This window comes from Cyanobium sp. BA5m-10 (assembly GCF_024346255.1).
GTDB lineage: Bacteria > Cyanobacteriota > Cyanobacteriia > PCC-6307 > Cyanobiaceae > Cyanobium_A > Cyanobium_A usitatum.
Genome location: NZ_JAGQCP010000012.1, coordinates 1 through 25331, shown reverse-complemented (window position 1 = coordinate 25331; position 25331 = coordinate 1). Strand labels below are relative to the sequence as shown.

Sequence of the window (25331 nt, the reverse complement as noted above, 5' to 3'; positions counted from 1 at the left end):
GGACCATGAAGGGCAGCAACGACGGAACTGGTACAGGAACGGGCCAGGTGCTGCGGGTCGAGGGCACCAACGTGGTGCGTGTTCCTTTTGGTGTGCGTCGCTCCCGCCGTCCCCGTCCCGAGCGCCCCGATCACTGGGCCACCCTGGTGCTGCCTTTTCACATCCACCACGATCCAACGCCGCCTCCCCAGGCAGCTTGAAGTCGGGTTGGGCTAAATCAAGCAGCTTAAATTGCTTCGACCAAGCGCCAATCAACTAGGGCTTTGACGTCAGCTAGGGAGCTGGCCGGTGCCCGAAATGGCAGCAGGTGCATGGGACTTCGCTCGGGGCGCACCAGCCAGGTGAAATCCGCCTGGGGGATCAGCACGAACCCCCGATAACGCACCGTTGCCCGCACCCCGAGGGGATAGTTGCCAGTTGAGGCGATAGCGGTGCTGGCCATTCCTGGTGTCAGAACTGCAGCTATTGCAGCGGGCTGGCGGCAAATTCGCGGCCGTTTACTGAATTACTTTGGGATTGCCTTTACACCCTTAAAAAGGTCTGCGCGGATCTAGGCCTAGACCCTGAAACCCCTTTGCTTAACTGGGTTTTTATTCTGGACCTTTCGGGGCAGCAATTGGTTGAAATAGTGTTCTGGGCTACATAAATTGCAGCCCAGTTGGGGAATCAAACGCCAAGAAGTTGGGGCTCCCGGTAGGGCACGAAGCTAGCCTTGCGCGCGTCGCAGATCGGGCAACGCCAGTCGTCGGGGATCGCTTCAAAGGGGGTGCCCGGAGCGATGCCGGAATCGGGATCGCCTGCTGTGGGGTCGTAAATCATCGAGCACAGTTTGCAGATCCACTTGCCGGCTACGGGCTCATCTGCCTCTCCGGCCACCCCCTTGCCCTGCAGGGCTTCGAGGGCGATGCCGTAGCGCTCGGCGTGGTGCTGCTCGATCGGTTCCAGCAGGCCGAAGTTTTTGGCGGCGGTGCGAAAGATGCCGGCGTGCTGCTGTGATTCGTCGATCTGCTCCTGGAATTCAGCTGCAGCTTCGCCATCGCGATCGGTGCGGGCCTGTTCGGCAAACTCCGGATACATGGTCTTGTATTCGTAGGTTTCGCCCTCGATCGCCAGCTCCAGGCAGCGGCTGAGCAGGGCCTGCTTCTGCTCGCCGGAGAGGTTGGCGGGATCGTCGATGACGAGTTCGGGATGGAGCAGCCGGAAGTGGGCGAAGGCGTGCTCGGTTTCCTGGGCGGCGGTGTCGCGAAACAGCTTGGCCAGCTCGGGGTTGCCGACCTGCTTGGCCACCTCCGCGAAAAATAGGTATTTGCGATTGGCCATGCTCTCGCCGCCAAAAGCGGCTTCAAGATTGGCCTTGGTGCTGGGCTTGGCGATATCCATGGCTTGGCAGGTGTTGCGACTGGCGGAGAGCTTAGCTTACCCGAAGTCGGAACGACTATGAGTTAGTCGTGCTTGCGTGGCTTTGTGGCTCCGTGACTCCGTGCCCCGTGACCCCGGGCTTTGCGGCTCTCAGTAGTTGGCGCCGCTGCGGCGCTGGTGCACGGCCGTGGTGGCGCTGGCGTCGAGCACGCCGCCCTGGCTCACCTGGGCATACAGCAGCCAGTGGTCGCCGCATTCCATGCGCTGCTGCACCGTGGCTTCCAGCCAGGCCAGGGCCTCCGGTAGAAGCGGTTGGCCGCTGGGGCTGTGCTCCAGCTCCAGGCCGGCGAAGCGGTCGGCGCCTGGGGCAAACGGCTGCAAAAACTGCTTCATCGGACCGTTTTCACGCCCTGCGGCCAGCACGTTGAGAGCAAAGCGATCGCCGACGTGCAGCAGGGCCTCCACCGCCCGGTCTTTCGCTACGGCCACAGTGAAGCCAGGCGGCGAGAAGCTGGCCTGGCTCACCCAGCTGGCCACCATGGCGCTGCTGAGGCGGTTGCCGCCCTCCCCTTTGCTGGTGGTGAGTACGCAAAGGGAGCCCACCACCCTGCCCAGGGCCTGCACTGCTGGATTGCTGCGGCTCTGGCTGAGTCCGCCACTGGCGGTTCGGCGCTGCGCCTTGCGCTGTTCGCTCTGCAGTTGGCGGCCAAGGGCGGTGCCGGTTTCCTCGATAGCTTTGATGCTGGCCGCATCGGGGCTGAACTTCACCTTGATCGGTTCAAAGGCGAAGTGGAAGCCGCCATCGCGCAGCTTGCTCTCCAGCAGATCCAGGGCTTCACCGCTCCAGCCAAAGCTGCCAAAGACCCCAACCGGCTTGCTGCGGTCGCCCTCAGCTAGCACCGTGCCCAGGGCTGACACGATCGGTGTGGGGGCATGGCCGCCGAGGGTGGGAGAGCCGATCAAGATCGCATCGCAGCTGCGGATCGCCGCCAGCAGCTGTTCAGGTGGCGTGAACTCGCAGTTGATGCTCTCCACCCGCACGCTGGTGCGGGCGACCCCCTGGGCGAGGGCATCGGCGATGGCGGCCGTGTTGCCGTAGGCGCTGGCAAACAGCAGTGCCACCGATAGGCGCGCCCGCTCCTGGGTTGCGCCCCAGCGGTGGTAGCCATTGAGGAGGCTGCGCCAGCTCTCGCTGATCGCCGGCCCGTGGCCGGGCGCAATGGTGCGGATGTCGAGGGCTTCGAGCCGCTCCACCACCGACTCCACCTGGCGCGCCATCGGTGCCATCAGGCAGTCGTAGAAGTAGCGGCGGTCTTCCTCACTGCTGCTGCGGTTGGCCTCAGCGAAGCTCTCGCTGCAGAGGTGGGCCGCGAAAAATTTGCCACTCATCAGCAGGCCGCTGGTCTCCTCGAAGGCCATCAGCGCCCCGGGCCAGCGGGGGGTGGGGGTGGGAATCAGGCGCAGCACGTGGCCATCGACGAGGTTGCGGCTGGCATCCTGCTTCACCACATCGATCCGAGGCAGAGCTGGGATCGGCTCGGGGGTTGTCTCGCTGCCGGGGGCGACCGGTTTCTGCAGGTTCCAAAGCTCTTCGAGCAGCTTGGCGCCGGTGTTGGAGCTCACCAGCAGCAGGTTGGGCCAGCGGGCCGCCAGTTGGTGCAACAGGGCTACCCGATTGGGGTTGACGTGACCCACCACCACCTTCAAGGGGGCCTCGGCCGGCACCAGCTTCGCCAGCTCTGCCAGGAAGGGCTCGGCAAAGGAGCCGCCGGGGGGATGGACCAGCAGGGGCACCTCCTGGAACAGGAAGCTGTTGGCGGTGGTGCCGCGCTCCAGGCCGTATTCCACCTCGAAGCGCAGCCGGTTGGGGCTCAGCCCCTTGAGGCAGATCAGCCCCGGCTCGATGGGGAGCTGGATGACGCGTCGGCTGGGGCCGGGCTCGGCAGGGCTGCCCATCAGTAGTGGTTGCCTGCTTTGCTGAACCACTCCCGACTTGTCTTGGTATGACTGGGTTTTGGGTGAGGCATCAAGTCCCTCCAAGCACTTTGAACTCTTTTTGAACTGAGACCTTGACTTCCTGTTGGTTGCGGGAGGTCTCACTCAGCATCAATTCTCTCAGGTTTCAAGGTGTCCTGACTGGTCTTGCGTTGGTGAGTTGTGCGAAATCCTGTGAACCGAATTTATCTCGCAGAATTTTTTTATAAAAAGAACAGAATATCACTCTTGCGAAGAGGGGAGTATATAGATTGGAATATAAGGATTGTTATTGATAGTATCTACTGCTTTTGCTGGTAGTATCATTCGGTAATTGTATAATTGTTGTTAATATAATCCCATAAATCCTCTTCACCATTAAACCCAAGTTTGATTATTTCTTTTTCGGTCATACCATCAGCAATTTCAAATGATTTATCATAAGTATATGGAGCAAGTGGATTTATTTTGGTTTCTCCGAAATCATATTCATCCCACATAGAATATTGATTATTAGTAGTCATCTCAAACCAGACCAGGAAATCTTTCCACCACCACCTTTACCACCACTTCTGTTCTCTAAATCTTGGATTTTATCTTGTCTTGCTTGACTATCTGTTGTATCCGTATTTGATTTTAATTGATTTTTCTGGTGTGCCTTCTTCATTCTATCCACCATATCTTTGTATTTTATCTTTTTATTTGAATTATCTTCTTCCATTATAGAGTTTAGTGATTAAGTTTGCTATAAACTGGTCTGGGGGTTTTCTGTCTTTCTTTGCTAATTCTATAAGCATTTCATACTCAACATTAGGCAGTTTTATTGGTTTGGAATTCATATTATATTGATAGTGGTGTTTTTTGCTTAGTCTTAATCCCACTTTTTATATAATTTCTGATTAGAACACTTGCGGGAACATAGGATAAACAACTTTCTCTCATAAGTTCGTTGTATAAATCCATATCGTCTTTCGTAAATGAAATGTTGATTGTTCTTTGTTTCATCTTTATGTGTTTTGAGGAATAATAGGGTTTGAGTTATATGGGTCAAATGAAATATGATTGGAGTTGGTTTCTTTGTTTAAGTACCCAATAACATCATATTTCGTTTTAACTGGTTCTATGTGTATTTTCTTCCACTTGGAGAAACACTTTCGTGATTTTCTGATTGTTGTATTAAACATATCCTCTAATTCAGAATATTCATCAATTTTAAGATTTTCACTTGGTAAGAGAAGGTGAGTATGGTATTGAAGTTTAGTTTTCCCTTTTTCGTGAAAGAAGAATAAGTTAGGGTATTCATTCCTATCCGTTCTATTCAATCTTTTAATACCGTAAAGGCAGTTTAGTATAACATTCTTGATTTGGGAAGCATCCTCTATTACTCTTTCTTCGGTGTTTCGTTGTTTGTCCCAGTAGTTATACATCGGAACTTCATTCCATAAGTTTCGGTAGGTCTTGAAACCATATCTATCACCAAAACCCAAAGTTTTATTGGTTTCTTTGATTGATTTTCCGTGTTCTACTGGGTGTTGATAGTGAAAAGAAACCATCCATTTAGGATTAAATCCCAATTCAAGTTGATTATGTAGATAAAGAAGGGTATTAATGTAATAATCGTAATCCACTTGATTTTTAATACATAGATATGGATTGAGTGGAATATGATTTTTATGAAGTTTAATTTGAAAATAATTCATAGCACAGCAAAGCAAAGGGGATTTCATACCCCAAACAATCCATAAGTATGTGGTATTACTTACTTTTCTCCCCAACTATGTTTCCACTTCATTCGTTATGAATTAATGGGGGTGGAGTTGAACCACTTGGATTTCTTTTGGAAATCCCATAGTTGTTTATACTATCCAAGAGGGAATGAATTGTTCGGCAATATGTTTGATATTTTTAGAATGAATAAAAGGTGGTTGTTGAACTACCTTTTTATTTATGTAAATCATAGCATAAATTTCATAATAAGTCAAGTCATCTGGTGTTCGTTCCATAACAAACAACGTTGCATCGCATAGAGAGTGCGATAAACAATTCACATATACTAATTAAAATCAGTATTTTTAAATTAGTTGATTTCCGTAAAATGAAATATATTTTATAGGATTTAACAAGAAATCAATACGACAAGGTTTTATCTTAAAACAAGAGAAATTGAGGCATCCCCCTTTGTGCCAACCCGTTTGAACGGGAAAGAGTGGGTGGTGTTGGGATTGTCCGTTCGTTTGGGTTGAAGGGTGTTGTAGGTCGTCCTGCGAAGGTCTGAAGTGTTTTCTAACCTGACGCACTTGCATAAGGTTACAAGGTTTAAGGTGAATGCTTATAAATGCTTGTGTCTTTTTTGCTTAAAATTTGCCTTTTCTTAAAATAAGGTAATAGTGCAGGAATGTAAATGCTTAAACCAACGCAACTATACGCAATTATCAGTATTGGGAAAATCATAATGACTACTGATATGATAGGCATAAGCACAAACCTTGCAAATAAACCACGACGCATATTGAAATTCATTCCACTATAGTCAAATATGCTTTCCCATTTGAAATCTGCATAATACCCATCTTTTATTATTTCATATACCTGAAGAAGAAGCAATAAGGCAAGAATAAGACCACCAACCTCTAATAACTTTAAGAAAACTAATAGTATTTTACCAATTAACTCGTCACCATCTTCAAGTTTGTTTTTGGTAATAATATCCAATCCAAACCATAGAAAAAAATAGATTGGAGAAATGAAAAAGATATACCAAGCAATATCTGAATTCATTTAACCAACCTCCAGTTCATCAACCCAGTAGGGATAATCTGTTTTCTTTGAAGGAAGTATATAACCTATTTCTTCAAAACTTTGCTTTTTCCCATATGCTTCTCTAATCTCATTCATAGCACTATCAACCGTCATTTCACCAGAAGAAATCTTCTTATCATAAAAACTCATTTGTGTTCTTTCAAGAAGTTCATTCTTCTGGTCTCTGGTAAGAAGTCGTTTTTTACCAGCAATTTTCTTTGCATCTTTTGATATTCCACGCATCTTCAAGGATTTTGGTGGGTTTTCAAATTCATAATCAAAATCTTCTTTAATTCCTTTGATTACATAGTGAATAATCACACCAGTAATAGAATTTGGAAGGTGTGAGAATTCTTCTGGGTCTGTATCAATACCCCATCCAATTTCTTCTTTGTCCGAAAGTTTTTTAAGAAGAGTTTTGATATTCTCCTCAACGTTTAAGAGAATAGTTGTTTTAACCTCATTATCAATAGGAAGTTGTTTTACTACTTCTGCGGTAGTGCTCTTGTCTTCTTCCGTTTCTACTACTACTGGTGAAGTTGCTGTGATTTCGGTATTCATCGGGAGAACTGCCCCTATGGATGCCCGCATTATATGCTAAAATCTTGTTCCGTCAAGAAGTGCAGGTTGTTTGGGGAGGTGGTAGATGTTTGGTTACTTGTATCTGCAATTTCCAGTTTCATATAGAGGTCCTCTAGACCACCCAGCACCTGATGGTAAAGCATATTTCGCACTCGTTATTTCGCAAATTTTAGTTCCCATAGGATTGCTTATGGTTGCATATCCTCTGCAAGTAAAAAGCATACCATCATAATTGCTGCAATTACTTATATTCTGGAATTTTACTTTGCTTCCGTCATTCCATCTGACTGAATTCATATAATTCTGGAAGGATTGCGGGTCTGGTTTGAAGGGATAAGCATAAGAACAGGTGGTTGCCCCAATCACGCAAGTCGCAAGCAAAACCTTCTTAATAATTCCCTTCACGAATGGTGGGTGCGAAACCTCCCGAAAAGAATACCATTAAATTGCTCGTATCGTATGGTTGCAATACTCCTTTAGGTTTTATCGTTTTAATGTCTTTGGTTGGTCTTGCTTTTCTATGTTTTTTAACCTTTTACAAGTCTTGTAGTTTTTTAAGCAAAGACATCCCTTGAGAGATTTTGTCTGTGTTCTGCTCTATTCTTATATGAGAGTAGGTTTGGTCTATGTAAGTTGTAGATGTTCCCAATTGCCTTGCAAGAAGATGGATATTCAATCCATTTTGAAGTCTTAATGTTGTATAAAAATGCCTGCTGGAATACAAAGTGATTTTCCTACCCGTTTTTTCAAGTTGCTCTTGAAGACCTGCTTCTATTAATGCTTTATCTAATCTTTTAGTGAATGCAGGTTGCCCGTAGGGGATGTTTTTTTCTTGCCGTTCGTAAGTTGGATTTCTAAAAATAAAATGGTTAGGTTGCTTATCCATCCCCATTTCTTTATAAATCTTTTCTAGTCTTTCTAATCTTCTTGCTACGGGAGCATTTACTGTTCTTTTCCTGCCTGTCTTTGAGTTGCTTGCCCTTACTTCTAGCAGTTTATAAATTAATTGGTTTTCTTTGCTGTCTGTGTTATTGGTTCTTTCGTCGTTCCAACTAAGACCCAGTAATTCTTTGGGTCTCATTCCAGTATTATAGGCAATTCCCATATACTCCCTAAAAATTGCTCGTTTTGCTTGTTCTAGTTTGGATGAACCTTCTGGTTTTAGGTATTTACGAGTTCTTAGGTATGTTGCTAGTTTTACCCATTCCTCTATTTCCAATATGTGCCTCTTGGGGTCTGTATTGTTTTGCCCTTTTGCTTTGTCTATTTGGGGGACTAGGGCAGAAGACAAAAACCTGTCTCTAACTGCGACCTCTTTATACATTCTTCTTGTTTCACAAATGATTGAGTTGATATAGTCTGCACTAAAACCCTTTCTTTCTTTGTAATACATTTTTTCTTGTCTTCCCAACCAGTATTGAAACTCTCTCGTTCTATCAGGTGGTATATTCTCAATTTTTGTTTCTCCCATTTTTAGTTCATCGGTAATATATTTCTCCCATACACTCAAATATTGCTTCTTCGTTTCATATGTTTCTTTTGTTATTCCTGCTTTGGGGAGTGGAGATATTCTCTTTTTCTCTCTTTCTAGATAAAGTGATATTAGTTCTTTTGTAGTAAGGGATTTGGTTTTCTCACCTCGTGCTAGTTTTCCATAGGTATCTGAATAAATCCCTCTTGCCTTGACTATTGCCTCTTCTTTACTTGATGTTCTTAAACTTCTCTTGAAGAGTTGTTTTGTCTCCTTGCAGTATATTCTAAGATAAAAGTTCTTGCTTTTTGTCGTTCCATATCTAAAAATAAATGCGTCTTCACTTTCTGGGTATAGAAGGAGTTTGTCTTGGAAAACCTTGTTTTCCCCTTTGCCCCCGTTTTCTTCGGTTTCTTGCTGTTTGACCGCAGCAAGAGCAGTTATTGCCCGCAGTAGGTCAGCAGCACCTAGTCCTTGTGCTTCCAGCAGGGTGCTGAGTGCTTCTAAATGCTTCTGCTCGTCAGGTGATGGGGGCATTTCCTTGAACTGCCTTTGAACTCGGTTCGCAGGTCATCCCTTGCCGTATCAGGGGATTGAACTGATTTTGAACTGAGTTTTGAGGGGCAAAATTTCTTTGCAACTCAATTGTAGCAAGGGTTTTTGGGAATGCTTGGGTCGTTTTGTCTTCTAGTAGTGGTTCCCGACTTTGCGGTGGTGCACGGCGGTGCTGGCTTCGGTGTCGGCCACGTTCCCCTGCTCCACCTCGGCGTAAATGATCCAGTGGTCGGGGCCCTCGAGGCGTTGCACCACGCGGCAGCCCAGGTAGGCCAGGGCATCACCGAGCACCGGGCCGCCCGTGGCGGCGCCCTCGAGGGTGCTTACCCCGGCGAAGCGGTCGGCTCCGGGCGGGAAGCGCTTGAGGAAATGGCGCAGCAGCTCCTGGTGGTTGTCCTCCCGCAGGATGTTGAGCACGAAGCGATCGTCCACCTGCAGCAGCGCCTCGATGGCCCGGTCTTTGGCTACCGCCACCGTGAGGCCGGGGGGCTCGAAACTTGCCTGGCTCACCCAGCTGGCCACCATCGCTGAGCTGCGCGTGCCCTCCGGTGTCTCCTGCCGCGCCGTCACCACATACAACCCCCCGGAGAGGCGCCCCAGGGCCTTGTCGAGATCGGCATCTAGAGACTTCATCGCGGCGATTGTCTTCTCCTTGGTTAGCAGCTGGCCTAGGTCGGTGCCGGCTTCCTCGCAGCGCTGATAGTCGTTGCCGCCAGGCACCTGGCGCACCCGCAGCGGTTCAAAGGCGGTCTTCTGGCCGAGGCTGCGCAACTGGCTGGCCACGGTGTCGATCGGCTCGTCGTTGCCGCCGAAGGCGTCGTAGCTGCCCACCCACTGCTTCGGTTTGAGGGCCGCTAACAAGGTTCCGATCGAAGCTTGCAGCTCGGCATCGGGCCGGGCTGGCCAGGTGGGTACCACCACGGCACTGGCTTCACCGATCAGGGCACTGAGCTCCTGGGCGTCGGTGGCGCGCAGATCCACCAGCTGCACTGCGGCGCCGGCCTTGCCGATGCCGCGGGCAATCGCCTGGCTGAGGCGGTCGCAGAAGCCGTATTGGCTCAGATAGCAAACTGCCGCATAGTTTTCGCCCGTGCTGCGCTCACTGCTCCAGGTTCGGTAGTCATCCAGCCAGAGGCCGAGGTGATGGCGCAGCAAGGGCCCATGACCCACCGCCACCGTGGTGATCTCGGGCAACCCATCCATGCGCTTCATCGCCTGCAGCACGCTGCGAGCGTTGGGGCCCATCAGGCAGTCGTAATAGAAGCGAAAATCTGGGGCTATGGCGCCGGGATCGGTGTCGAACAGCTCCTTGGAGCAGTAGTGCAGGCCAAAGGCATCGCAGGTGTAGAGGATGCCGGTGCCGTGGTCGAAGGAAAAGATCGTGTCGGGCCAGTGCAGGTTTGGAGCGCTGAGAAACTCGAAGCGGTGGGCCACGCCACTGGTGGGGTTGGTGCCCAGATCGAGCTCTTCGCCGCTTTTTACCGCCCGGCTTTTGAAGGGCCGGTGCACCTGATTCTCAAGAAACTGGATCGCAACCTTGGAGCCCACGATCTCGATCTCGGGGTTGAGCTCGAGCAGGTGGCCTATCAGTCCCGAGTGGTCGGGCTCGGTGTGGCTCACGATCAGGTGATCGATTGCTTTGGGGTCGATCAGCTCCTGCAGCAGCGGCAGCCAGCTGCCTTCAAATTTGAGGTGGCTGGTATCGATCAGGGCGGTGCGCTCGCCCCGCACCAGGAAGCTGTTGTAGGTGGTGCCGTTGCGCAGGCCAAACTCAATATCAAAGCGGCTGCGGTCCCAGTCGAGCGAGCGGATCGTGGTGGTGTCCGGTGCGATCGGCTCGCATTGCAGGCTGAGGCGGGCTGCGGTTGCGACGGCACCAACCATGGATCGATCCGCAATTTGTCCAACTTTAGGAAGCCCGCCGACAAAAAAGGCCCGGCGGGTGGGCCGGGCCTGGGAGGTTTCTCTTCTCTCTCGTGTCCGCTCGGCCCTGATCAGCCCTCCACCTGCACCTGCACGGTGGTGAGGTTCTGGGCCTTAGGTGCCGTCACAGTGAGCAGGCCGTCGCGGTAGTGGGCTTGCAGGCTTTCGCGGTTGATGCCGCCGGGGAAGCGGAAGCTGCGGCTCCAGGTGCCGTAGCGGAATTCGCTGATCAAGGAGGTCTGTTTGGCGACCGGGGAAGAGGCATCGGGGCTTGGCTGGCGGCGCTCGGCGTTGATCACCAGGCTGCGGTCGGTGGCCTTGACGTCGATCGAGGTCTTATCGACACCGGGAAGCTCAAGGGCGATTACATAGGCGTCGTCGGTTTCGTGCACCTCGGCGGCCGGCACTCGCTCGGCGGCGGGACGCTCGGCAGCGCGCAGTTGTTGCTCGAGTAACTCGAAGGGATGTTGGTGCAGGGTGAGCATCGGATGTTCTCCGGGACACAGCCAATGTGCTGCGGCCAGCCGGGCGACGGCAGGGGGTAGACCGCCCGTTTTGGTTCGGCCCTTACGGCCCCGTTCGGTTGGCACCACTGGCAGGTAGGGGCAACCGGCAGCGCTGCTTTAAGGCGGCGATCACCCGGCCGATGGCGTCGGGATGGCCCTGCACGCTGAAGGCTTCCCGCTCCAGTTGCCGGTTGCCGTGGTGGTAGCGGGTGGTGAGGATGCCGCTGATCTCCTGCTCCACCACCGGGTTGAGCCGCACGTTCCAGCCCAAGGGCTGCAGCACGCCGGTGGGACAGCTCTGGGCTGCGTGAATGGCCTCATGCAGGAACACCTGTCGGCCGATGCCCAGCTCGAAGGCCACCGGCGCGATCCAGAGGGTGCGCGTTTTGGCTTGGAACAGCCCGTAGGCGCCGCGTACTGGCGGCGGGGCCAGCCGCACCTGAAAACCGCGTTGCTGCAGGGTTGTGAGCAGGGGCCGCAGCTCGGCGGGTAGTTGGGGCGGCGGCGCTGGGATGGCGGCGATCACAACAGGTTTGCCTTCACAACAGCTGGGTGCATCACAACAGCCACCAGCGGCTGAAGCGGGCGGCCTGGCCGCAGGGCTGGCCTGAGCTATCGCGCAGGGTCCAGAGGCGGGCGGCTTCGATGGCAAAGCGGCGGCCGCGGCTGTCGATGCGGATGCCCCGGTAGCCCGAGATCGCTTCTTTGGCTTGGGCTGCCACCAACGCCTGGCGGCGGCTGGCCCGCTCGGCGGGCTCGGCGGTGAGCCGCGACGGCATACCCACCAGCTCGGGCCAGGGGCGCAGCCATAGGCGCAGGGCCGCCCGGTTGGCATAGATCAGTCTTGGCCCTGGCTCGCTGCTGGGATCGGCGCCGTCATGGGCCAGCAGCACCAGCTCGGCGGCAAACAGCTCCTGGGCCACCAGCTGGGGCGAGGCGTCGGCGGCTAGGCCGGCGATCAGAGGGGTGCCGAAGGCGCGCTGGTAATTGCTGAGCAGGCACAGGGCCAGGCTTTGGGCCGCCGGCGTCAGCCAGGGGGGCGGGCTGGGGAGCTCAGCTGTCATCACCGTTGGCCGGGCCCATGGCCTTGGCCATGGCCAGGGCCGCCAGCTGCTGGCCGTGGGCCTTGAGGTGCTCCAGGAAGTGGAGATTGGCCTCGGGGAAGCGGGGTTCTTCTGCCAGGGGCAGGGGACCGGCGGCATCGAGGCCGGTGTCGCCCTCCAGGGCTGGTGTGATCACCACCAGATCCGAATCGAGGGCTGCGCCGTAGCGCCACCAGCGGTTTGGGTCCTTGATGGCTGGATGCACCGGCTGCAGCGCCACTGCGGCGCCCGGCTGGGAGCCCTGTTTGGCGGCAGCCTGTCTGGCCTGTTTTGCCAGCGCCTTGCGCCGCCGCTTGGCCAGGTCGGCCAGCAGCTGGGCCCGGGTGCGGCCGCGCAGCTGGAACAGCACGAAGGGGTCTTCGCTGAAGCGATCGCCCATCAGGTAGTAGACGGCGCTGACGTGCTTGCAGGGGTTGGCCTTATCGGGGCAGCTGCACTCGCTGCGCACCTCCTGCAACTTGAACGGAAACAGGCGCTTGCCGCTGGCCGCGAAGGCGCGCTCTATGTCCTGGGGCATGACGCCGGCCAGCAGCTGGGCCGACCAGCGCGCCTTCTGGGTGAGGGCGTCGAGCACGTAGTTCCAGTCGTCGTCGTGGAGCACGTCGAGCCAGAGCTTCACCTTGTAAGGCTCTTCGTCGGTGCCCTGCACTCGGGCATGCACTCGCCGCCCCTCAAAGCGGATCGAGGTGACATTGCCGCTGCGGGCATACTCCCAGGCGCGCTCCAGGCGCTTTTTGAAGCGGTAGGAGTTGATCAGCTCCATCCACTGCTCCACCCACCAGGGCTGCTGGGCCAGGCCCTGGTCGCCGAGCTGGGTGTTGATGGCGCTGGCGTAGGTGGTGGGGGTGAGGGTCATGGGAAGGTGATGCCTACGCGTTCGATGTGTTCGCGCAGGGGGGCGTAGCGGAGCGATTCCCAGTGCGTCACATCAAAGAGATAGGGGGTGGGCAGTTGGTCGAGGGCTTCGTGCAGAGCAGCGCTGCAATCATCGTTGGCGCTGTAGGCCAGATCGATGTCGGAGCCACTCCAGTGGCGGCCCATCGCCCGAGAGCCATAGAGCTTCAGCCAGTGGATCTGGGGGAAGCGCTTCAGGCAGCAGCGGATCTCGGCCACGGTGCGATCGGGGATGCCGTGGTTGATATCGGCAGGGGCTGAGCTGGTGGTTGGCGCACTCATGGGGCCTCCTGCCGTTTGGTTGCCAGTAGGTCGTGCAGTTGCTGCAGGCCACTGAGGTAGCGCTCCTGGATCTGATCTACGGCTTTGCGGGCTCTGGTGTCGTCATAGGTGTGGGCCATCAGGTTGCGCTCCTCCAGCATGTCGATCCACAGCTGGCCGTTGTTGAGCAGGCCGGTGGCAAAGGCCTGTTTGAGCACTTCGCGTGGCAGCTTGGCATCGATACCGTTGTAAACGAGAAAATCCTTGAGGGTTTTCCAGCTCAGCTCAAAGGTGAATTCATAGGCCTTGATCACGGCCATGCGGATTAGCTCGTTGCCAGGATCCTGCTGGTGGATTTCTAAGGCCCAGCGCAGGCGCTGGTAGGCGCGCTGGAGGTTGTCGAAGCGCTGTTTCCAGCGAACATCAGAACCCTGGGCATCCATGGCGTTAATCCTCTTCGCTCAGGGCCACTAGATCTTTGAGTTGGCCCACATCAAAGCCGCCGAGCCAGTCTTCACCGGAGCCGACGATTTCTGCAGCCATTTTTGACTTCTCTTTGATCATGCGGTCGATTTTTTCTTCCACCGAGCCGCTGGTGATGAACTTGTGCACCAAAACCCGGTTTTGTTGGCCGATCCGGTAGGCCCGGTCGGTGGCCTGGTTTTCCACGGCCGGGTTCCACCAGCGGTCGATGTGGAAGACGTGGCTGGCCCGGGTGAGGTTGAGGCCCACACCACCGGCCTTGAGCGACAGCAAAAACAGCTGGGGGCCGCGGGGGTCGTCCTGGAAGCGATCGACCATCGCCTGGCGCTCGGTTTTGCTGGTGCTGCCGTAGAGGAACGGCACCTCCTGGCGCCATTTGCGCTCCAGGTGGGCCTTGAGCATTAGCCCCCATTCGGCGAACTGGGTGAATAGCAACGCCCGGTCGCCCGCTTCGATTACCTCCTCGAGGATCTCCTCGAGCCGCTGCAGCTTGCCGCTGCGGCTGCTGAAGCTGCCGTTGCCGCTGGCCAGCACGGTCTCGGCGTTTTCCTTCAGGGCCAGGGCCGGGTGGTTGCAGATCTGCTTGAGCTTGGTGAGCAGGGCCAGCACCTGGCCGTGCTTCTGGCCCAGCGGTGCCCGGGCGATGGCATCGAGGCTTTCGTCGACTGTCTTGTTGTAGAGCTTCTTCTGCTCGGGAGCCAGGCCCACCCATTCATTGAGCTCCACCTTCTCCGGCAGGTCGGAAATGATCGACTTGTCGGTTTTGAGGCGCCGCAGGATGAACGGCCCCACCCGGCTTTTGAGATCCCGCAGCGACGACATGTCGCCGTACCGCTCGATCGGCAGCCGGTAGCGCTGGCGGAAGAAGGGCTCATCGCCGAGCACCTTGGGGTTGAGGAAATCCATCAGCGCCCACAGCTCGCTGACGCGGTTTTCCACCGGCGTGCCGGTGAGGGCAATCCGGAAGCGGCTGCCCCCTTTGCCGCCGCGGCTGGGGCGGGCCAGGTCCCGGGCCGCTTGGCTTTGTTTGGCGGTGTGGTTTTTGATCGCCTGGGCTTCGTCGATCACCACCCCCTGCCAGTCGATGCTTTCGAGCAGCTCGCTGTCGCGTTGCAGCAGGCCGTAGCTGGTGAGCACCAGATCCACGCCCTTAAGAGCTTTTTTGAGGGCCTCGGGGCTGGAGGGCCGGCGCGGGCCGTAGTGCTCCCTCACGCCCAGCTCGGGGGTGAAGCCGTGGGCTTCGCGCTTCCAGTTGGTGAGCACCGAGGTGGGCGCCACCAGCAGCACCGGTCGTTTGAGTTCGTCTTCGGCCTTGAGGTGCTGCAGGAAGGCCAGCAGCTGGATCGTTTTGCCCAGGCCCATGTCGTCGGCTAGGCAGGCGCCTTGGTCGAAACGGTGCAGGAAGGCCAGCCAGCCCAGACCCCGCTCCTGATAGGGCCGCAGCTGGCCGGAGAAGCCAGGTGGGGCGGGCAGGGGGTCGGGTGCTTTCTGCTGGTGGTACTGCTCCAGTACGGCCTGCAGCCGGGGGCCGGCATCGAAGCGGTGCACCGGCAGCCGATGGAAGGTGTCGCCGTCGCTGGCGGTGAGCCGCAGGGCGTCGTCGAGGCTCAGGCCTGGATCGGCAACGCTGAAACGCTCGGCGTTGCGCAGGTCGGCGGGACGCAGCTCGATCCAGGCCCCCTTGTGCTGCACAAGGGGGCTGCGCTTGGCCTGCAGGCGTTCCAGGTCCCGCAGGGTCAGGGTGACGCCGCCGATCATGAATTCCCATTCCCAGGTGAGCGTTTCGCCCAAGGTGAAGCCGCGCGATTTCTCAGGCAGCTCGGCCTTGATGGACAGGCCCAACCGGCTGGCCAGGCCCCCTGCGAGGCTGGCCGGCAGCACTACACCCACGCCCACATCGCGCAGCTGGTGGGCGCCGGTGCGCACCAGCACAAACGCCTCGGCTGGCGTGAGCTGCATCGTTTCCGGGGTGGCCGAATCCAGCCCCCGCACGATCGGTTCAAACACCGTCAGGGCCCGGCCCATGCCTTCAAGCAGCAGCTCGCTCGGTTGGGGCACGGCCACTTCGCCCATCTGCAGGCCCCGATCGCCGGCGGCCCAGACGGCGGCGGCGGGCACCCGCAGGCTCGGGTCGGCTTCCGCCTGCAGCCCGAAGCGCAGCTCCCAGAGCTCCTCGCCCTCGGCGGGGGTGAACAGCTCCAGGCAGGTGCGGGCTGGCTCCACCTTGCCCGCCACCCCTTCACGCCAGTGGTGGGTGGCGATGCTGAGACGCTCCAGCTCCTCATCGCCCAGGCTGAGGCTGCCATCGCCTTTGCCCAGGGCCTTCTGCCAGGCCGCCAGCAAGGGATCGAGCCCGCCTGCGCTGGCACTGAAGCCCACCCGCAGCTGGCCATCGAGCAAGGCTTCCAGCAGGCTGGCCACTCGCAGGCGCCCGCTGCCGGGGCGGCGGCAGGCCAGGGAGGGGTCACCGCTGGGGCCGGCGGCCAGGGCGCAGGTGGCCACCTGGGGCAGGCCGCTGGCCAGGTCTTCGAGGCGGCGGCGGTCGTCTTCGCGGTTGAGGAGGGGCAGCCAGCGGGCCTTGCCCTCGGCGATCTGGGGCAGCCAGCGGCCGCGGGCGATCAGGCTTAGGGCCCAGCGCTGTAGGTGACTCCACCAGCGCAGCTCATCGGCCATCTCCGGGTGCTCACCAGCCAGGGGTATCTGGCTGAGCCATTCGCCCGCGTTGGCAGCATCGAGGGCCCAGCCCTCCACCTGCCAGGGCCACCATTCGAGCTGTTTGGGAATCGGTTCGCCGGCCTGCAGGGGCAGGCCGCTCCAGGTGCTGGCACTGGTGCGGCGGCCCTTGGCGGCCTGGTTGCGGCCGGGCAGGGTCAGGGTGGCCCGGGCTGGGCGCAGGGCCTCCGACCACAGCCCGTTGTCGTCGAGCCAGGTGGCCAGGTCGTCTTCGTTGAGGGCCAGTGGGTGCTCTGGGGCCTCCAGCTTTGGCACGGCAGGGGTCGCCACCCGCCAGGTGTCGGCCCACAGGAATAGGCGGCCGCCCGAACCCTCGGGGGGAAACAGCCAGGTGGCGTGCAGCAGGCTCATGAACCCGGCCTTACGGCCGTCGGGCGGGCAGGAGGCGTGGGGCCAAGCGCTGCGCTGAATGCAGCACCAAGGCACTGCCGATCAGCGGCAGCCAGAGCGGCAGCCACCCGCGGATCAGCGCCATCATCACAGCTGGTAGGCCCGATGTCAGCTCTAGGGGACTGCCGAGGCTGCGAATTCCACACACCGCACCCACCAACCCCGCCTGTAGGTGGCTGTCGTCGGGGTCGACTCGCTGCAGGTGAAAGGCCAGCAGGCCATAGAAAAGGCCGCAGCCCGCCGAGCGCAGGGCCGGATCCAGACCTGCTGCCACCAGCTCTGGCAGGCCCGCGACGGCGCCGGCGGCCAGGGCCCAGCCGATCGAGCGGAGCCTTAGATCCGCTCGACTGATCGCAGTTGTCTGGAGGTTGCTCAAGCCCGGTGCTTTGGTATCAGCCAGAAATCATGCCTGCTTTGCTGGGCAGGTGGCAGTGGGTTTGATATGTGGTCAAGCTATGTACAACTTCCACCTAGCCCTGCAAAAGGTCTAGCTAAGCAGGACTATTTGGAAGGCCAAGTCATTTCCCGCGAAGGGTTAGTAAGTTTGCCGTGGCGTATACCCTGCTGTATGACTTCAAGTCTCGCTGCGGCGACCAGACGCTTGCCAGACGCGGCTTGTGCTTTGCGGCAGCGGTAAAGGCAGCTGTGATTTGCTTGAGACCTTTGACGTGGCTGCACCCTCCTTTCGGCACGGCAGGGAGCCCTTAACCCCATGGCCTTCACCAGATGCTGGCCCAGTCGGAAGCAATAAATCCCAATCTAAATCTGATCGTTAATTTTTGTTAAATAGATTGCACGGCATCCATGGCTGTTTCGGGGATTCGTCTTGAAATGAGTTTATTATTGTTGCCAGGGAAGATTGTGTTTCCTTTCGGCTCTGATTATTCGGCGCAAGGACTATGAATATCTTTAATTCTGTGTCTGAGCGGCAGGTTCGGCTTCTTCGCTGGGGCTTGGTGGCTGGATGGCTTTTGCTGATTCTTTCCCTGCTGATCTCGCCCTGGTATTCCCTAGAGCTCCATCGCTGGGCCGGAGGCATGGTTCCTTGTGCCCCAGGGCTTTCCTGCGAGCTTCATCGACATGACGGCAACCGGATCTTCTGGGGTCTGGTTGTGCCCGCTGGTCTGCTGGTGATTGTGGCGTTGAGCCATGAGGTCTGGCGGCGCACCTGTCCCCTTGCCTTTGTTTCCCAGTTGTTCAGGGCCCTGGGCTGGCAGCGCACGCAACTGGGCAAGACGGGTCGTCGTGAAGTTGTGAAGGTGTCGCCGGACTCGTGGTTGGGCCGCCATCACATCGAGCTGCAATGGTCGCTGCTGATAGCAGGACTGGTGCTTCGGCTGCTGGTTGTGAACAGCAGTCCGCTCGGACTTGGCCTGCTGCTGTTGCTCACGATTGGCGCTTCCTTGGTGGTGGGCTGGGCCTATGGAGGTAAGGCCTGGTGTCAGTACGTCTGCCCCATGGCGCCCGTGCAGGCCATTCTGATCGGACCTCGCAGTCTTCTGGGCAGCTCAGCCCATCTGGGCGGCAAGTCAAAGATGACCCAGTCAATGTGCCGAAGCGTTGGCGAGCTTGGGAAAGAGACCAGCGCCTGTGTGGCCTGTCAGAGCCCTTGCATCGATATTGATTCTGAACGGCTCTATTGGCAGACCCTGCGCGGGAAGCGTGGTTTGGACTGGGCCTGGTATTCCTATCCTGGGTTGATTTTAGCATTCTTCTTGCTCATCCAGTGGCAGGGCGATGGTGATATCAATTACCTGAGAAGTGGCCGCTGGGCCTATGACAATGGTCTTGCCGAACGGGTGCTCACACCGCTGGGCGGGTTCAGTCGCACAGTGACAGAGCCGATCCTTCAGCCGCTCCAGGTGTTGCTGCCGAAGGCTCCCGTGTTGCCGCCTCCAAAGCAGAAGTCTTCATTCCCATCCCAATTGCCTAGGTCGGGCAATTGGAAGCCTCGCCCTGTTCCTCCTGAGAAGGATCCTCCAGTCGAGCAAAGTGATTCTTCTAAGGATGTAATGGACGATAAGGGTCAGTTGCTGGATTACATGCCGCCAGATTTCATTGGAGGTAGTCGCAAGCCAGGAAGCGCATTCTAGGTCTAGTTATTGTCTTTTCTAGGATAAATAGCTTATGTCCGCTGCTATTGGGTCTATTGTCCCCTGGGGTCTTCCCCGACTGGTTTCTGTTCCAGCTTTACTGGTATTTGCCGGTCTTCTCTCCTTTCTCCTGTTTAGGGAGATTGAGCGGCTGCAGCGGCGCTGGCTTTCAGCTCAGGGTTATTCCTTGGCTGCGGATATGGCCATCCAGCGCACGCGTCTGCTTGCTTCTTTCCTGGCGATTAACAGCTTTTTTTGGTTCGCTGATCCAACCCTTGGGCTCGCTGGTGGTGTCGGCGGACAGCTGGTGCGCTCCCTGATGCTTGTGGTCACCGCTGCTTGGCTGGCTAGGGGGTGGCGACGCAGTTCTGACGACTATCGCCGGGAAAGTCTCAGTGTGAGCCTGCGTCGTCAGCTGGAGCCCCTCGAGCCTCAGTTGCAGGCTGCATTGGATGGCCGATCCCTGGCCCAGTTATCGGCGGCGGAAGTGTTTACCCTTGCCAAGGCGCTTCCCGCGCACCTGCGCACGAACACCCTCACGATCTATCGCAATGTGCTCGAGGACATGTTCAGTTCCGGGCGCCTCGATCGGGCTTCGGCCTTTCTGCAGCTGGAGGAACTTCGGGGTGTCCTCGGCCTGCAGGAAGCCGATCACCATGAGGCCCTGCGGGAACTGGCGCTCCGCGATCCCGGCCTGCTGGAACTCGATGCCCGACAGCGCCAGGCCAGAGATCTGCGCCAGGCTGCTGCCACCGACGCGGTTGCCGATCTGCTCGATCTGGGGACTGGATCGCCGGCCCAGTTCGATGCCCTGACGCCGAGGCAACGCCAGCGACTGGAGCGCCTGCGTCAGGAGAGCGGCCTTGATGACGCGGCCTGGGCAACGGTGCTGGCAGCTTTCGATCCCTTGGCCTCCCTGCGCTCTCCCCTGATCGCCAGGAATCTGGAGCTCCTGGCGCTGCTGATCGAATCCCGCCGGAGCGTCGCTCAGGCCTGCGAGCATGAATTGCTGATGCAGCCACTGTTGGTTGCTCTCGATCTCCAGATTGTGAGTGTGTTGGTCAACCTCGCGCCGGCGATGGCGAAGGGTCTGGAGGACGAGCTGCAGCTGCCGGAGCGCCTGCTCCGGCAGCTGCCGGGTTCGGTGGAGATACGACTTGACCTCAGGGGGATTCGCCTGCCGGCTGCGGATCCTGGGTCGGAGTCCAGTGAGGCCGAGACGGCGTTAGCCCCGCCCCCCCTGGATGGGGTGCTCCAGGAGCTGTGGCAGGACCCCGATCCGCTTACGGCCGCCTGGGCGCTCTGGATGTTGCGTCGGCGCAACCCGGAGTTGGCGTCGTCCGTATTCCGTCAGCCCCGCCTCGGACTGCCCAGCTCGAAACAGTCCGCCTTGCTTCTGAGCCAGATCGACCAGCCGGGCATTTCGGTGACAGCTCTGGAAACGCGGCTGCTGGAGATCCTGAGCCTGGATGCATCTGCCTCCCAATGCAGTCCTGCCGCGTTGCTTGACCGGGCCAGTACCAGTGCAGTCTGATTGACTGATCTGGCGCTGGATAGCGCCGCTGACGCTGGGCGATCATGACTTCTCAGTCTTGCTTCGCTTCCGATCTGCCATGGCTGCCGCTCCTTGCGCCCCGTTCTCCGCCGGTGATGATCTCCCCCGCAGCGGAGCCGAGATCCGCGAGGCTTTTCTCAATTTCTATGGGCAGCGCCAGCACCGGCGCATGCCTAGCGCCTCGCTGATCCCGGACGACCCGACGGTGCTGCTCACCATTGCCGGCATGCTCCCGTTCAAGCCGGTGTTCCTTGGTCAGGCGCCGCGGCCGGCGCCGAGGGCCACCAGCTCCCAGAAGTGCATCCGCACCAACGACATCGAAAACGTGGGCCGCACAGCGCGGCATCACACGTTTTTTGAGATGCTCGGCAACTTCTCCTTCGGCGACTATTTCAAGGAGCAGGCGATCCAGTGGGCTTGGGAGCTGAGCACCGGGGTATTCGGCCTCTCGCCCAACAACCTCGTGGTGAGTGTTTTCCGCGAAGACGATGAGGCAGGCGCTATCTGGCGCGACGTGGTGGGGGTGAACCCCAAGCGGATCATCCGCATGGATGAGGCCGACAACTTCTGGGCCTCAGGCCCCACCGGCCCCTGCGGCCCCTGCTCGGAGATCTACTACGACTTCAAGCCCGAACTCGGCGACGACGGCATCGACCTGGAAGACGACTCGCGCTTCATCGAGTTCTACAACCTGGTGTTTATGCAGTACAACCGCGATGCGGAGGGCACCCTCACGCCGCTGGCCAACCGCAACATCGATACGGGCTTGGGCCTCGAGCGCATGGCCCAGATCCTGCAGGCGGTGCCGAACAACTACGAAACCGATCTGATCTACCCGCTGATTGAAACGGCGGCGGGTCTGGCGGGCGTTGATTACCGCGCCCTCGATGAGAAGGGCAAAACCAGCCTCAAGGTGATCGGCGACCACAGCCGCGCCATCACCCAGCTGATCTGCGATGGCGTCACCGCCAGCAACCTCGGCCGCGGCTACATCCTGCGCCGCCTGCTCCGTCGAGTTGTGCGTCATGGACGTCTCCTCGGCATCGATAAGTCGTTCCTGACGGTGATGGGGGAGGCGTCGATCGCGCTGATGCAGGCCGCCTACCCCCAGCTGCTGGAGCGCCGTGAGGTGATCTTGGCCGAGCTCGCCCGCGAGGAGGCCCGCTTCCTGGAAACCCTGGAGCGGGGGGAGAAGCTGCTGGCTGAGGTGCTGGCGGCCAAGCCTTCCCAGATCAGCGGCGAGCAGGCCTTCGAGCTCTACGACACCTACGGCTTCCCGCTGGAGCTCACCGAGGAGATCGCTGAGGAGCAGGGGCTCACGGTGGACCTGGCCGGTTTTGAGGCGGCGATGGAGACCCAGCGCCAGCGGGCCAAGGCCGCGGCGGTGAGCATCGACCTCACCCTGCAGGGCGCTATTGATCAGGTGACAGCCGCTGCGGCCGCCACCGCCTTCAAGGGCTACGAGGCCCTGGAACACCCCAGCTGCGTGTTGGCCCTGGTGGTGAACGGTGAGCCGGCCGAGCGCGCTGTGGCGGGCGACGCAGTGCAACTGGTGCTCGATTCCACCCCCTTCTATGGCGAAGGCGGCGGCCAGGTGGGCGATCGGGGCGTGCTCTGCGGCCAGGGTGACGATGGAGCCGGCGTGATCGTGGCGATTGATGGCGTTAGCCGCAACCGCTCAGTGTTTGTGCACAGCGGCCGCATCGAGCGCGGCAGCCTGGCCATTGGCGAGCTGGTGAATGCCCAGGTGGACCGGGCCTGCCGCCGCCGCGCCCAGGCCAACCACACGGCCACCCACCTGCTGCAGGCGGCGCTTAAGCAGGTGGTGGATCCCGGTATCGGCCAGGCCGGCTCGCTGGTGACCTTTGATCGGCTGCGCTTTGATTTCCACTGCCCCCGGGCCGTGGCGCCGGCTGAGCTGGAGCAGATCGAGGCCCTGATCAACGGCTGGATCAGCGACGCCCACCGCCTGGAAGTTCAAGAGATGGCGATCGAGGCCGCCAAGGCCGCTGGCGCTGTGGCGATGTTTGGCGAGAAGTATGCCGATGTGGTGCGGGTGGTGGACGTCCCCGGCGTGTCGATGGAGCTCTGCGGCGGCACCCATGTGGCCAATACCGCCGAGATCGGCCTATTCAAGATCGTGAGCGAGGGCGGCGTGGCTGCCGGCATCCGCCGCATCGAGGCGGTGGCAGGCCCGGCGGTGCTGGCCTATCTCAATGAGCGCGATGCGGTGGTGAAGCAGCTGGGCGACCGCTTCAAGGCCCAGCCCGGCGAGATCGTGGAGCGGGTTGCCGCCCTGCAGGAGGAGCTCAAGGCCACCGGTAAGGCGCTGGCGGCGGCCCGAGGCGAGTTGGCGCTGGCCAAGGCTGCAGCGCTGGCGGGCCAGGCCCAGGCTCTCGGGGAGTTCCAGCTGCTGGTTGCCCGCCTTGATGGCGTCGAGGGCGCCGGCCTGCAGAGCGCGGCCCAGGGCCTGGCTGATCAGCTCGGCGCTGGTGCTGCCGTGGTGCTTGGTGGTCTGCCCGATCCGGCCGATCTGGCCAAGGTGATCCTGGTGGCGGCCTTTGGCCAGGCGGTGATCGCGGCCGGGCCAAAGGCTGGTGCCTTCATCGGCGCGGTGGCCAAGGCCTGTGGCGGCGGCGGTGGCGGCCGACCCAACCTGGCCCAGGCGGGCGGGCGTGATGGCGCCGCCCTTGATGGGGCGCTGGAGCAGGCCAAGGCGCAGCTGCGGGCTGCGCTCGCTTGAGGCCTGCCTCAGCCAAGCTGTTGCCAGAAAGTACTGAGGCCCGATGACTTGGAATCTCCTCCGGTTGTTACCTCTGCTGTTGCCCTTGCTTCCAGCTGCTGGGTTGGCCCAGTCCCAGGTGCAGCTCGCTTGCACGGGCACCCTGGTTGAGGCTCGCGGCAGCGCCGAGCTCAAGCGACCCACCCAGCGCCTGCGTTTTTCCCTGACCCTGGAAGCGGAGGAGCCCAGCACCGATGCGGCCCTGGCCAGCTTGCAGCGACGCTTGGCCGAGGTGCGCACCACGCTCAAAAGCCTGCAGGTGGTTGATCTTGAGGTCACCTCCCCTTCCACATGGCAGCGGCCCGCTAGCCGTGACAAAGCTGGGGCGGTCCAGGCCACCCTGCAGGTGTCTGGCCAGCTGGCGCCTGCCCAGCTGCAGCCACTGGTGCGTCAGGTGGGGGGGCTGCCTGGGGTTCGCCTGTCGCCGGTGGCCACCGAGGCGGATGCGGCGGGTGATCGGGCTGCCAGGCGGCAGTTGTTGACAGCCGCTTACCAGGAAGCCATGCAGCAGGCCAAAGACGTGGCCGCTGCGATCGGCTTGCGGGGACTGCATCCCCTGGAGGTGCTGCTTGAAGGTGGGGGCAGGCCGGTGGCCATGCGGGCGCTGGCCATGTCTGATGCGGCCGTTCCACCCTTTGATCCCGCTGAGCTGCCCGGTCCGATGGAGCGCCTCAGCTTGCAGGTGCGCTTCTGCGCCCGTTGAGGTGAACTAACGACTCAATTGTGGTCAATCCTTGATACTGGCTCCATTGTGGAGCCCTCAGGCCTCCCCCCCCATTAAGTCGTGGCGCCATTCGAAGCGTTCAACCTGTTTTTGATGCTGGCGATGGGTCACTTTGTGGCTGATTTCGCCCTGCAGGGTGATCGCATGGCCGTTGAAAAGTGCCCTGGCCAGGGGGTGGTGTTGGGCTGGGGCTGGTGGTTGGTTGCCCATGCCGGCATCCATGCTTTTTTTGTGGCCTGGATTACGGGCGTGCCACTGTTTGGCTTGGCGGAGTGGTTGCTCCATGGCCTTATTGATCTGGGTAAATGCCGTCGCTTTTACGGCATGGGAATAGATCAGGGTCTGCACCTGCTTTGCAAGTTGGTTTGGACCTTGGTGGCTGTGAGTTGTTTCCCCGCCTCTGGGCTGACGCTTTAGCCCATTTCCCATAGGTTTGGTTCTCGACAGCGATCTGGGTATGTCTACGAAAAGTGCTGAGCAGTTGGCTGACCAGACCCTGCTGGAGGTGCTGGATATCGCCACCGCCATGAGCAGCGCTAGCGATCTGCGCACCCTGCTGCACCTGATCCTCGGCAAGTGCCGCCAGCTCACCAATAGCGATGCCGGCAGCATCTTTCTGGTGGAGCCACACGACCCTCGCAAGCAGCCTGAGGGGCAGGATCAGCTGTGGTTTGCGGTGTCCCAGAACGCCACCATCGAGGCCCGCCGCGCTGGCGATGACTCGGACGGCGCCATGGAGGCCCAGGTGCTCAACATCCGCTTCCCGTTGTCGCCGGAGCGGCTGGTGGGCTGGAGTGCCCTGTCGGGGGAGGTGCTCAATATTCCGGATGCCTATCAGCTCGATCCTGCGCTGCCCTACCGCTTCGATAGGGGCATGGACCAGAAGCTCGACTACCGGGCCGTGTCGATGTTGACGGTGCCGATGCGCTCTACCAGCGGTGAGATCGTTGGGGTGGTGCAGCTGATCAACCGCAAGCACGATGCGGCCACCCTGATCACACCGGAGACGGCCCATGTCCAAACCCGACCCTTTGACGCCTTCGACCAGACCCTGATCGAGGCCCTGGCCAGCCAGGCGGCCGTTTGTGTGGAGCGCACCCGACTGCTGCAGAGCCAGGAGCAGCTGATCGATGCAATCATCGCC

25 protein-coding genes are annotated in these 25331 nt (G+C 58.5%); 7 read left to right on the top strand and 18 right to left on the bottom strand.

The features are described 5' to 3' along the window. Positions 1-5 precede the first annotated feature (5 nt). Positions 6-200: a hypothetical protein gene (locus KBY85_RS06490; RefSeq protein ID WP_254960700.1), complete on the top strand. Its 195-nt coding sequence runs from the start codon at positions 6-8 to the stop codon at positions 198-200. A gap of 26 nt (positions 201-226) precedes the next feature. Here the strand turns inward: KBY85_RS06490 and KBY85_RS06485 are convergent, their stop codons facing one another. The 18 genes from KBY85_RS06485 to KBY85_RS06395 form a co-directional block, all read right to left on the bottom strand. Then, on the bottom strand, positions 227-442 hold the full coding sequence (locus tag KBY85_RS06485) for a hypothetical protein (protein WP_254960699.1): 216 nt from the start codon (positions 440-442) through the stop codon (positions 227-229). Positions 443-666: 224 nt separating this feature from the next. Further along, on the bottom strand, positions 667-1380 hold the full coding sequence (locus KBY85_RS15855) for a rubrerythrin family protein (protein WP_261359527.1): 714 nt from the start codon (positions 1378-1380) through the stop codon (positions 667-669). Positions 1381-1509: 129 nt separating this feature from the next. Then, entirely contained in the window at positions 1510-3315 is a 1806-nt protein-coding gene (locus tag KBY85_RS06470; protein WP_254960696.1) for a diflavin flavoprotein, read from the bottom strand. A gap of 341 nt (positions 3316-3656) precedes the next feature. Beyond that, positions 3657-3857 carry a hypothetical protein gene (locus KBY85_RS06465; protein WP_254960694.1) on the bottom strand — a complete coding sequence of 67 codons (201 nt, stop codon included), beginning with the start codon at positions 3855-3857 and terminating at the stop codon, positions 3657-3659. After that, positions 3854-4054 carry a hypothetical protein gene (locus KBY85_RS06460; RefSeq protein WP_254960692.1) on the bottom strand — a complete coding sequence of 67 codons (201 nt, stop codon included), beginning with the start codon at positions 4052-4054 and terminating at the stop codon, positions 3854-3856. The genes KBY85_RS06465 and KBY85_RS06460 overlap by 4 nt, the downstream gene beginning before the upstream one ends. A gap of 286 nt (positions 4055-4340) precedes the next feature. Continuing rightward, the gene (locus KBY85_RS06455) at positions 4341-5060 is read right to left on the bottom strand and encodes a hypothetical protein (RefSeq protein WP_254960691.1); all 720 of its coding nucleotides are present in this window, start codon (positions 5058-5060) and stop codon (positions 4341-4343) included. A gap of 589 nt (positions 5061-5649) precedes the next feature. Further along, complete coding sequence (locus KBY85_RS06450; protein WP_254960690.1) at positions 5650-6111, bottom strand: hypothetical protein; 462 nt, start codon at positions 6109-6111, stop codon at positions 5650-5652. After that, the gene (locus tag KBY85_RS06445; RefSeq protein ID WP_254960688.1) at positions 6112-6693 is read right to left on the bottom strand and encodes a hypothetical protein; all 582 of its coding nucleotides are present in this window, start codon (positions 6691-6693) and stop codon (positions 6112-6114) included. It abuts the gene before it with no gap. A gap of 556 nt (positions 6694-7249) precedes the next feature. Next, the gene (locus tag KBY85_RS06440) at positions 7250-8722 is read right to left on the bottom strand and encodes a site-specific integrase (protein WP_254960687.1); all 1473 of its coding nucleotides are present in this window, start codon (positions 8720-8722) and stop codon (positions 7250-7252) included. Between the two features lie 150 nt (positions 8723-8872). Beyond that, complete coding sequence (locus KBY85_RS06435) at positions 8873-10624, bottom strand: diflavin flavoprotein (protein WP_254960686.1); 1752 nt, start codon at positions 10622-10624, stop codon at positions 8873-8875. 110 nt (positions 10625-10734) lie between these two features. Continuing rightward, entirely contained in the window at positions 10735-11148 is a 414-nt protein-coding gene (locus KBY85_RS06430; RefSeq protein ID WP_254932530.1) for an Hsp20/alpha crystallin family protein, read from the bottom strand. 82 nt (positions 11149-11230) lie between these two features. After that, entirely contained in the window at positions 11231-11695 is a 465-nt protein-coding gene (locus KBY85_RS06425; RefSeq protein WP_254960685.1) for a hypothetical protein, read from the bottom strand. Between the two features lie 31 nt (positions 11696-11726). Beyond that, entirely contained in the window at positions 11727-12233 is a 507-nt protein-coding gene (locus KBY85_RS06420) for an MEKHLA domain-containing protein (RefSeq protein ID WP_254932532.1), read from the bottom strand. After that, positions 12223-13128, bottom strand: coding sequence for an SWIM zinc finger family protein (locus KBY85_RS06415; RefSeq protein ID WP_254960684.1), 906 nt, complete (start codon positions 13126-13128; stop codon positions 12223-12225). The genes KBY85_RS06420 and KBY85_RS06415 overlap by 11 nt, the downstream gene beginning before the upstream one ends. Continuing rightward, positions 13125-13448, bottom strand: coding sequence for a nucleotidyltransferase family protein (locus KBY85_RS06410; RefSeq protein ID WP_254929308.1), 324 nt, complete (start codon positions 13446-13448; stop codon positions 13125-13127). The genes KBY85_RS06415 and KBY85_RS06410 overlap by 4 nt, the downstream gene beginning before the upstream one ends. Next, on the bottom strand, positions 13445-13870 hold the full coding sequence (locus tag KBY85_RS06405) for a nucleotidyltransferase substrate binding protein (protein WP_254960683.1): 426 nt from the start codon (positions 13868-13870) through the stop codon (positions 13445-13447). The genes KBY85_RS06410 and KBY85_RS06405 overlap by 4 nt, the downstream gene beginning before the upstream one ends. 4 nt (positions 13871-13874) lie before the next feature. After that, complete coding sequence (locus tag KBY85_RS06400) at positions 13875-16994, bottom strand: DEAD/DEAH box helicase (protein ID WP_254960682.1); 3120 nt, start codon at positions 16992-16994, stop codon at positions 13875-13877. A gap of 10 nt (positions 16995-17004) precedes the next feature. Next, on the bottom strand, positions 17005-17409 hold the full coding sequence (locus KBY85_RS06395) for a hypothetical protein (RefSeq protein ID WP_254960681.1): 405 nt from the start codon (positions 17407-17409) through the stop codon (positions 17005-17007). Between the two features lie 580 nt (positions 17410-17989). On the opposite strand from KBY85_RS06395, the gene KBY85_RS06390 reads away from it, so the two are divergent. From KBY85_RS06390 to KBY85_RS06365, 6 genes are all read left to right on the top strand, one after another. Beyond that, positions 17990-19126, top strand: a complete 1137-nt coding sequence (locus KBY85_RS06390; RefSeq protein ID WP_254960680.1) for a hypothetical protein — start codon at positions 17990-17992, stop codon at positions 19124-19126. Between the two features lie 187 nt (positions 19127-19313). Beyond that, positions 19314-20660 carry a hypothetical protein gene (locus tag KBY85_RS06385; RefSeq protein WP_254960678.1) on the top strand — a complete coding sequence of 449 codons (1347 nt, stop codon included), beginning with the start codon at positions 19314-19316 and terminating at the stop codon, positions 20658-20660. Positions 20661-20739: 79 nt separating this feature from the next. After that, the gene (gene alaS, locus KBY85_RS06380) at positions 20740-23424 is read left to right on the top strand and encodes an alanine--tRNA ligase (RefSeq protein WP_254960676.1); all 2685 of its coding nucleotides are present in this window, start codon (positions 20740-20742) and stop codon (positions 23422-23424) included. Positions 23425-23503: 79 nt separating this feature from the next. Continuing rightward, positions 23504-24166, top strand: coding sequence for an SIMPL domain-containing protein (locus tag KBY85_RS06375; protein ID WP_254960675.1), 663 nt, complete (start codon positions 23504-23506; stop codon positions 24164-24166). Between the two features lie 81 nt (positions 24167-24247). Beyond that, positions 24248-24604, top strand: coding sequence for a DUF3307 domain-containing protein (locus tag KBY85_RS06370; protein ID WP_254960674.1), 357 nt, complete (start codon positions 24248-24250; stop codon positions 24602-24604). A gap of 40 nt (positions 24605-24644) precedes the next feature. Continuing rightward, positions 24645-25331: GAF domain-containing protein (locus tag KBY85_RS06365; protein ID WP_254960672.1), on the top strand; the 687-nt coding region annotated here is incomplete at its 3' end.

Coding starts and splice junctions, on each gene's coding strand:
- KBY85_RS06490 (WP_254960700.1), top strand. CDS start 6: ATGAAGGGCAGCAACGACGGAACTGGTACAGGAACGGGCCAGGTGCTG.
- KBY85_RS06485 (WP_254960699.1), bottom strand. CDS start 442: ATGGCCAGCACCGCTATCGCCTCAACTGGCAACTATCCCCTCGGGGTG.
- KBY85_RS15855 (WP_261359527.1), bottom strand. CDS start 1,380: ATGGATATCGCCAAGCCCAGCACCAAGGCCAATCTTGAAGCCGCTTTT.
- KBY85_RS06470 (WP_254960696.1), bottom strand. CDS start 3,315: ATGGGCAGCCCTGCCGAGCCCGGCCCCAGCCGACGCGTCATCCAGCTC.
- KBY85_RS06465 (WP_254960694.1), bottom strand. CDS start 3,857: ATGACTACTAATAATCAATATTCTATGTGGGATGAATATGATTTCGGA.
- KBY85_RS06460 (WP_254960692.1), bottom strand. CDS start 4,054: ATGGAAGAAGATAATTCAAATAAAAAGATAAAATACAAAGATATGGTG.
- KBY85_RS06455 (WP_254960691.1), bottom strand. CDS start 5,060: ATGAAATCCCCTTTGCTTTGCTGTGCTATGAATTATTTTCAAATTAAA.
- KBY85_RS06450 (WP_254960690.1), bottom strand. CDS start 6,111: ATGAATTCAGATATTGCTTGGTATATCTTTTTCATTTCTCCAATCTAT.
- KBY85_RS06445 (WP_254960688.1), bottom strand. CDS start 6,693: ATGAATACCGAAATCACAGCAACTTCACCAGTAGTAGTAGAAACGGAA.
- KBY85_RS06440 (WP_254960687.1), bottom strand. CDS start 8,722: ATGCCCCCATCACCTGACGAGCAGAAGCATTTAGAAGCACTCAGCACC.
- KBY85_RS06435 (WP_254960686.1), bottom strand. CDS start 10,624: ATGGTTGGTGCCGTCGCAACCGCAGCCCGCCTCAGCCTGCAATGCGAG.
- KBY85_RS06430 (WP_254932530.1), bottom strand. CDS start 11,148: ATGCTCACCCTGCACCAACATCCCTTCGAGTTACTCGAGCAACAACTG.
- KBY85_RS06420 (WP_254932532.1), bottom strand. CDS start 12,233: ATGACAGCTGAGCTCCCCAGCCCGCCCCCCTGGCTGACGCCGGCGGCC.
- KBY85_RS06415 (WP_254960684.1), bottom strand. CDS start 13,128: ATGACCCTCACCCCCACCACCTACGCCAGCGCCATCAACACCCAGCTC.
- KBY85_RS06410 (WP_254929308.1), bottom strand. CDS start 13,448: ATGAGTGCGCCAACCACCAGCTCAGCCCCTGCCGATATCAACCACGGC.
- KBY85_RS06405 (WP_254960683.1), bottom strand. CDS start 13,870: ATGGATGCCCAGGGTTCTGATGTTCGCTGGAAACAGCGCTTCGACAAC.
- KBY85_RS06400 (WP_254960682.1), bottom strand. CDS start 16,994: ATGAGCCTGCTGCACGCCACCTGGCTGTTTCCCCCCGAGGGTTCGGGC.
- alaS (WP_254960676.1), top strand. CDS start 20,740: ATGGCTGCCGCTCCTTGCGCCCCGTTCTCCGCCGGTGATGATCTCCCC.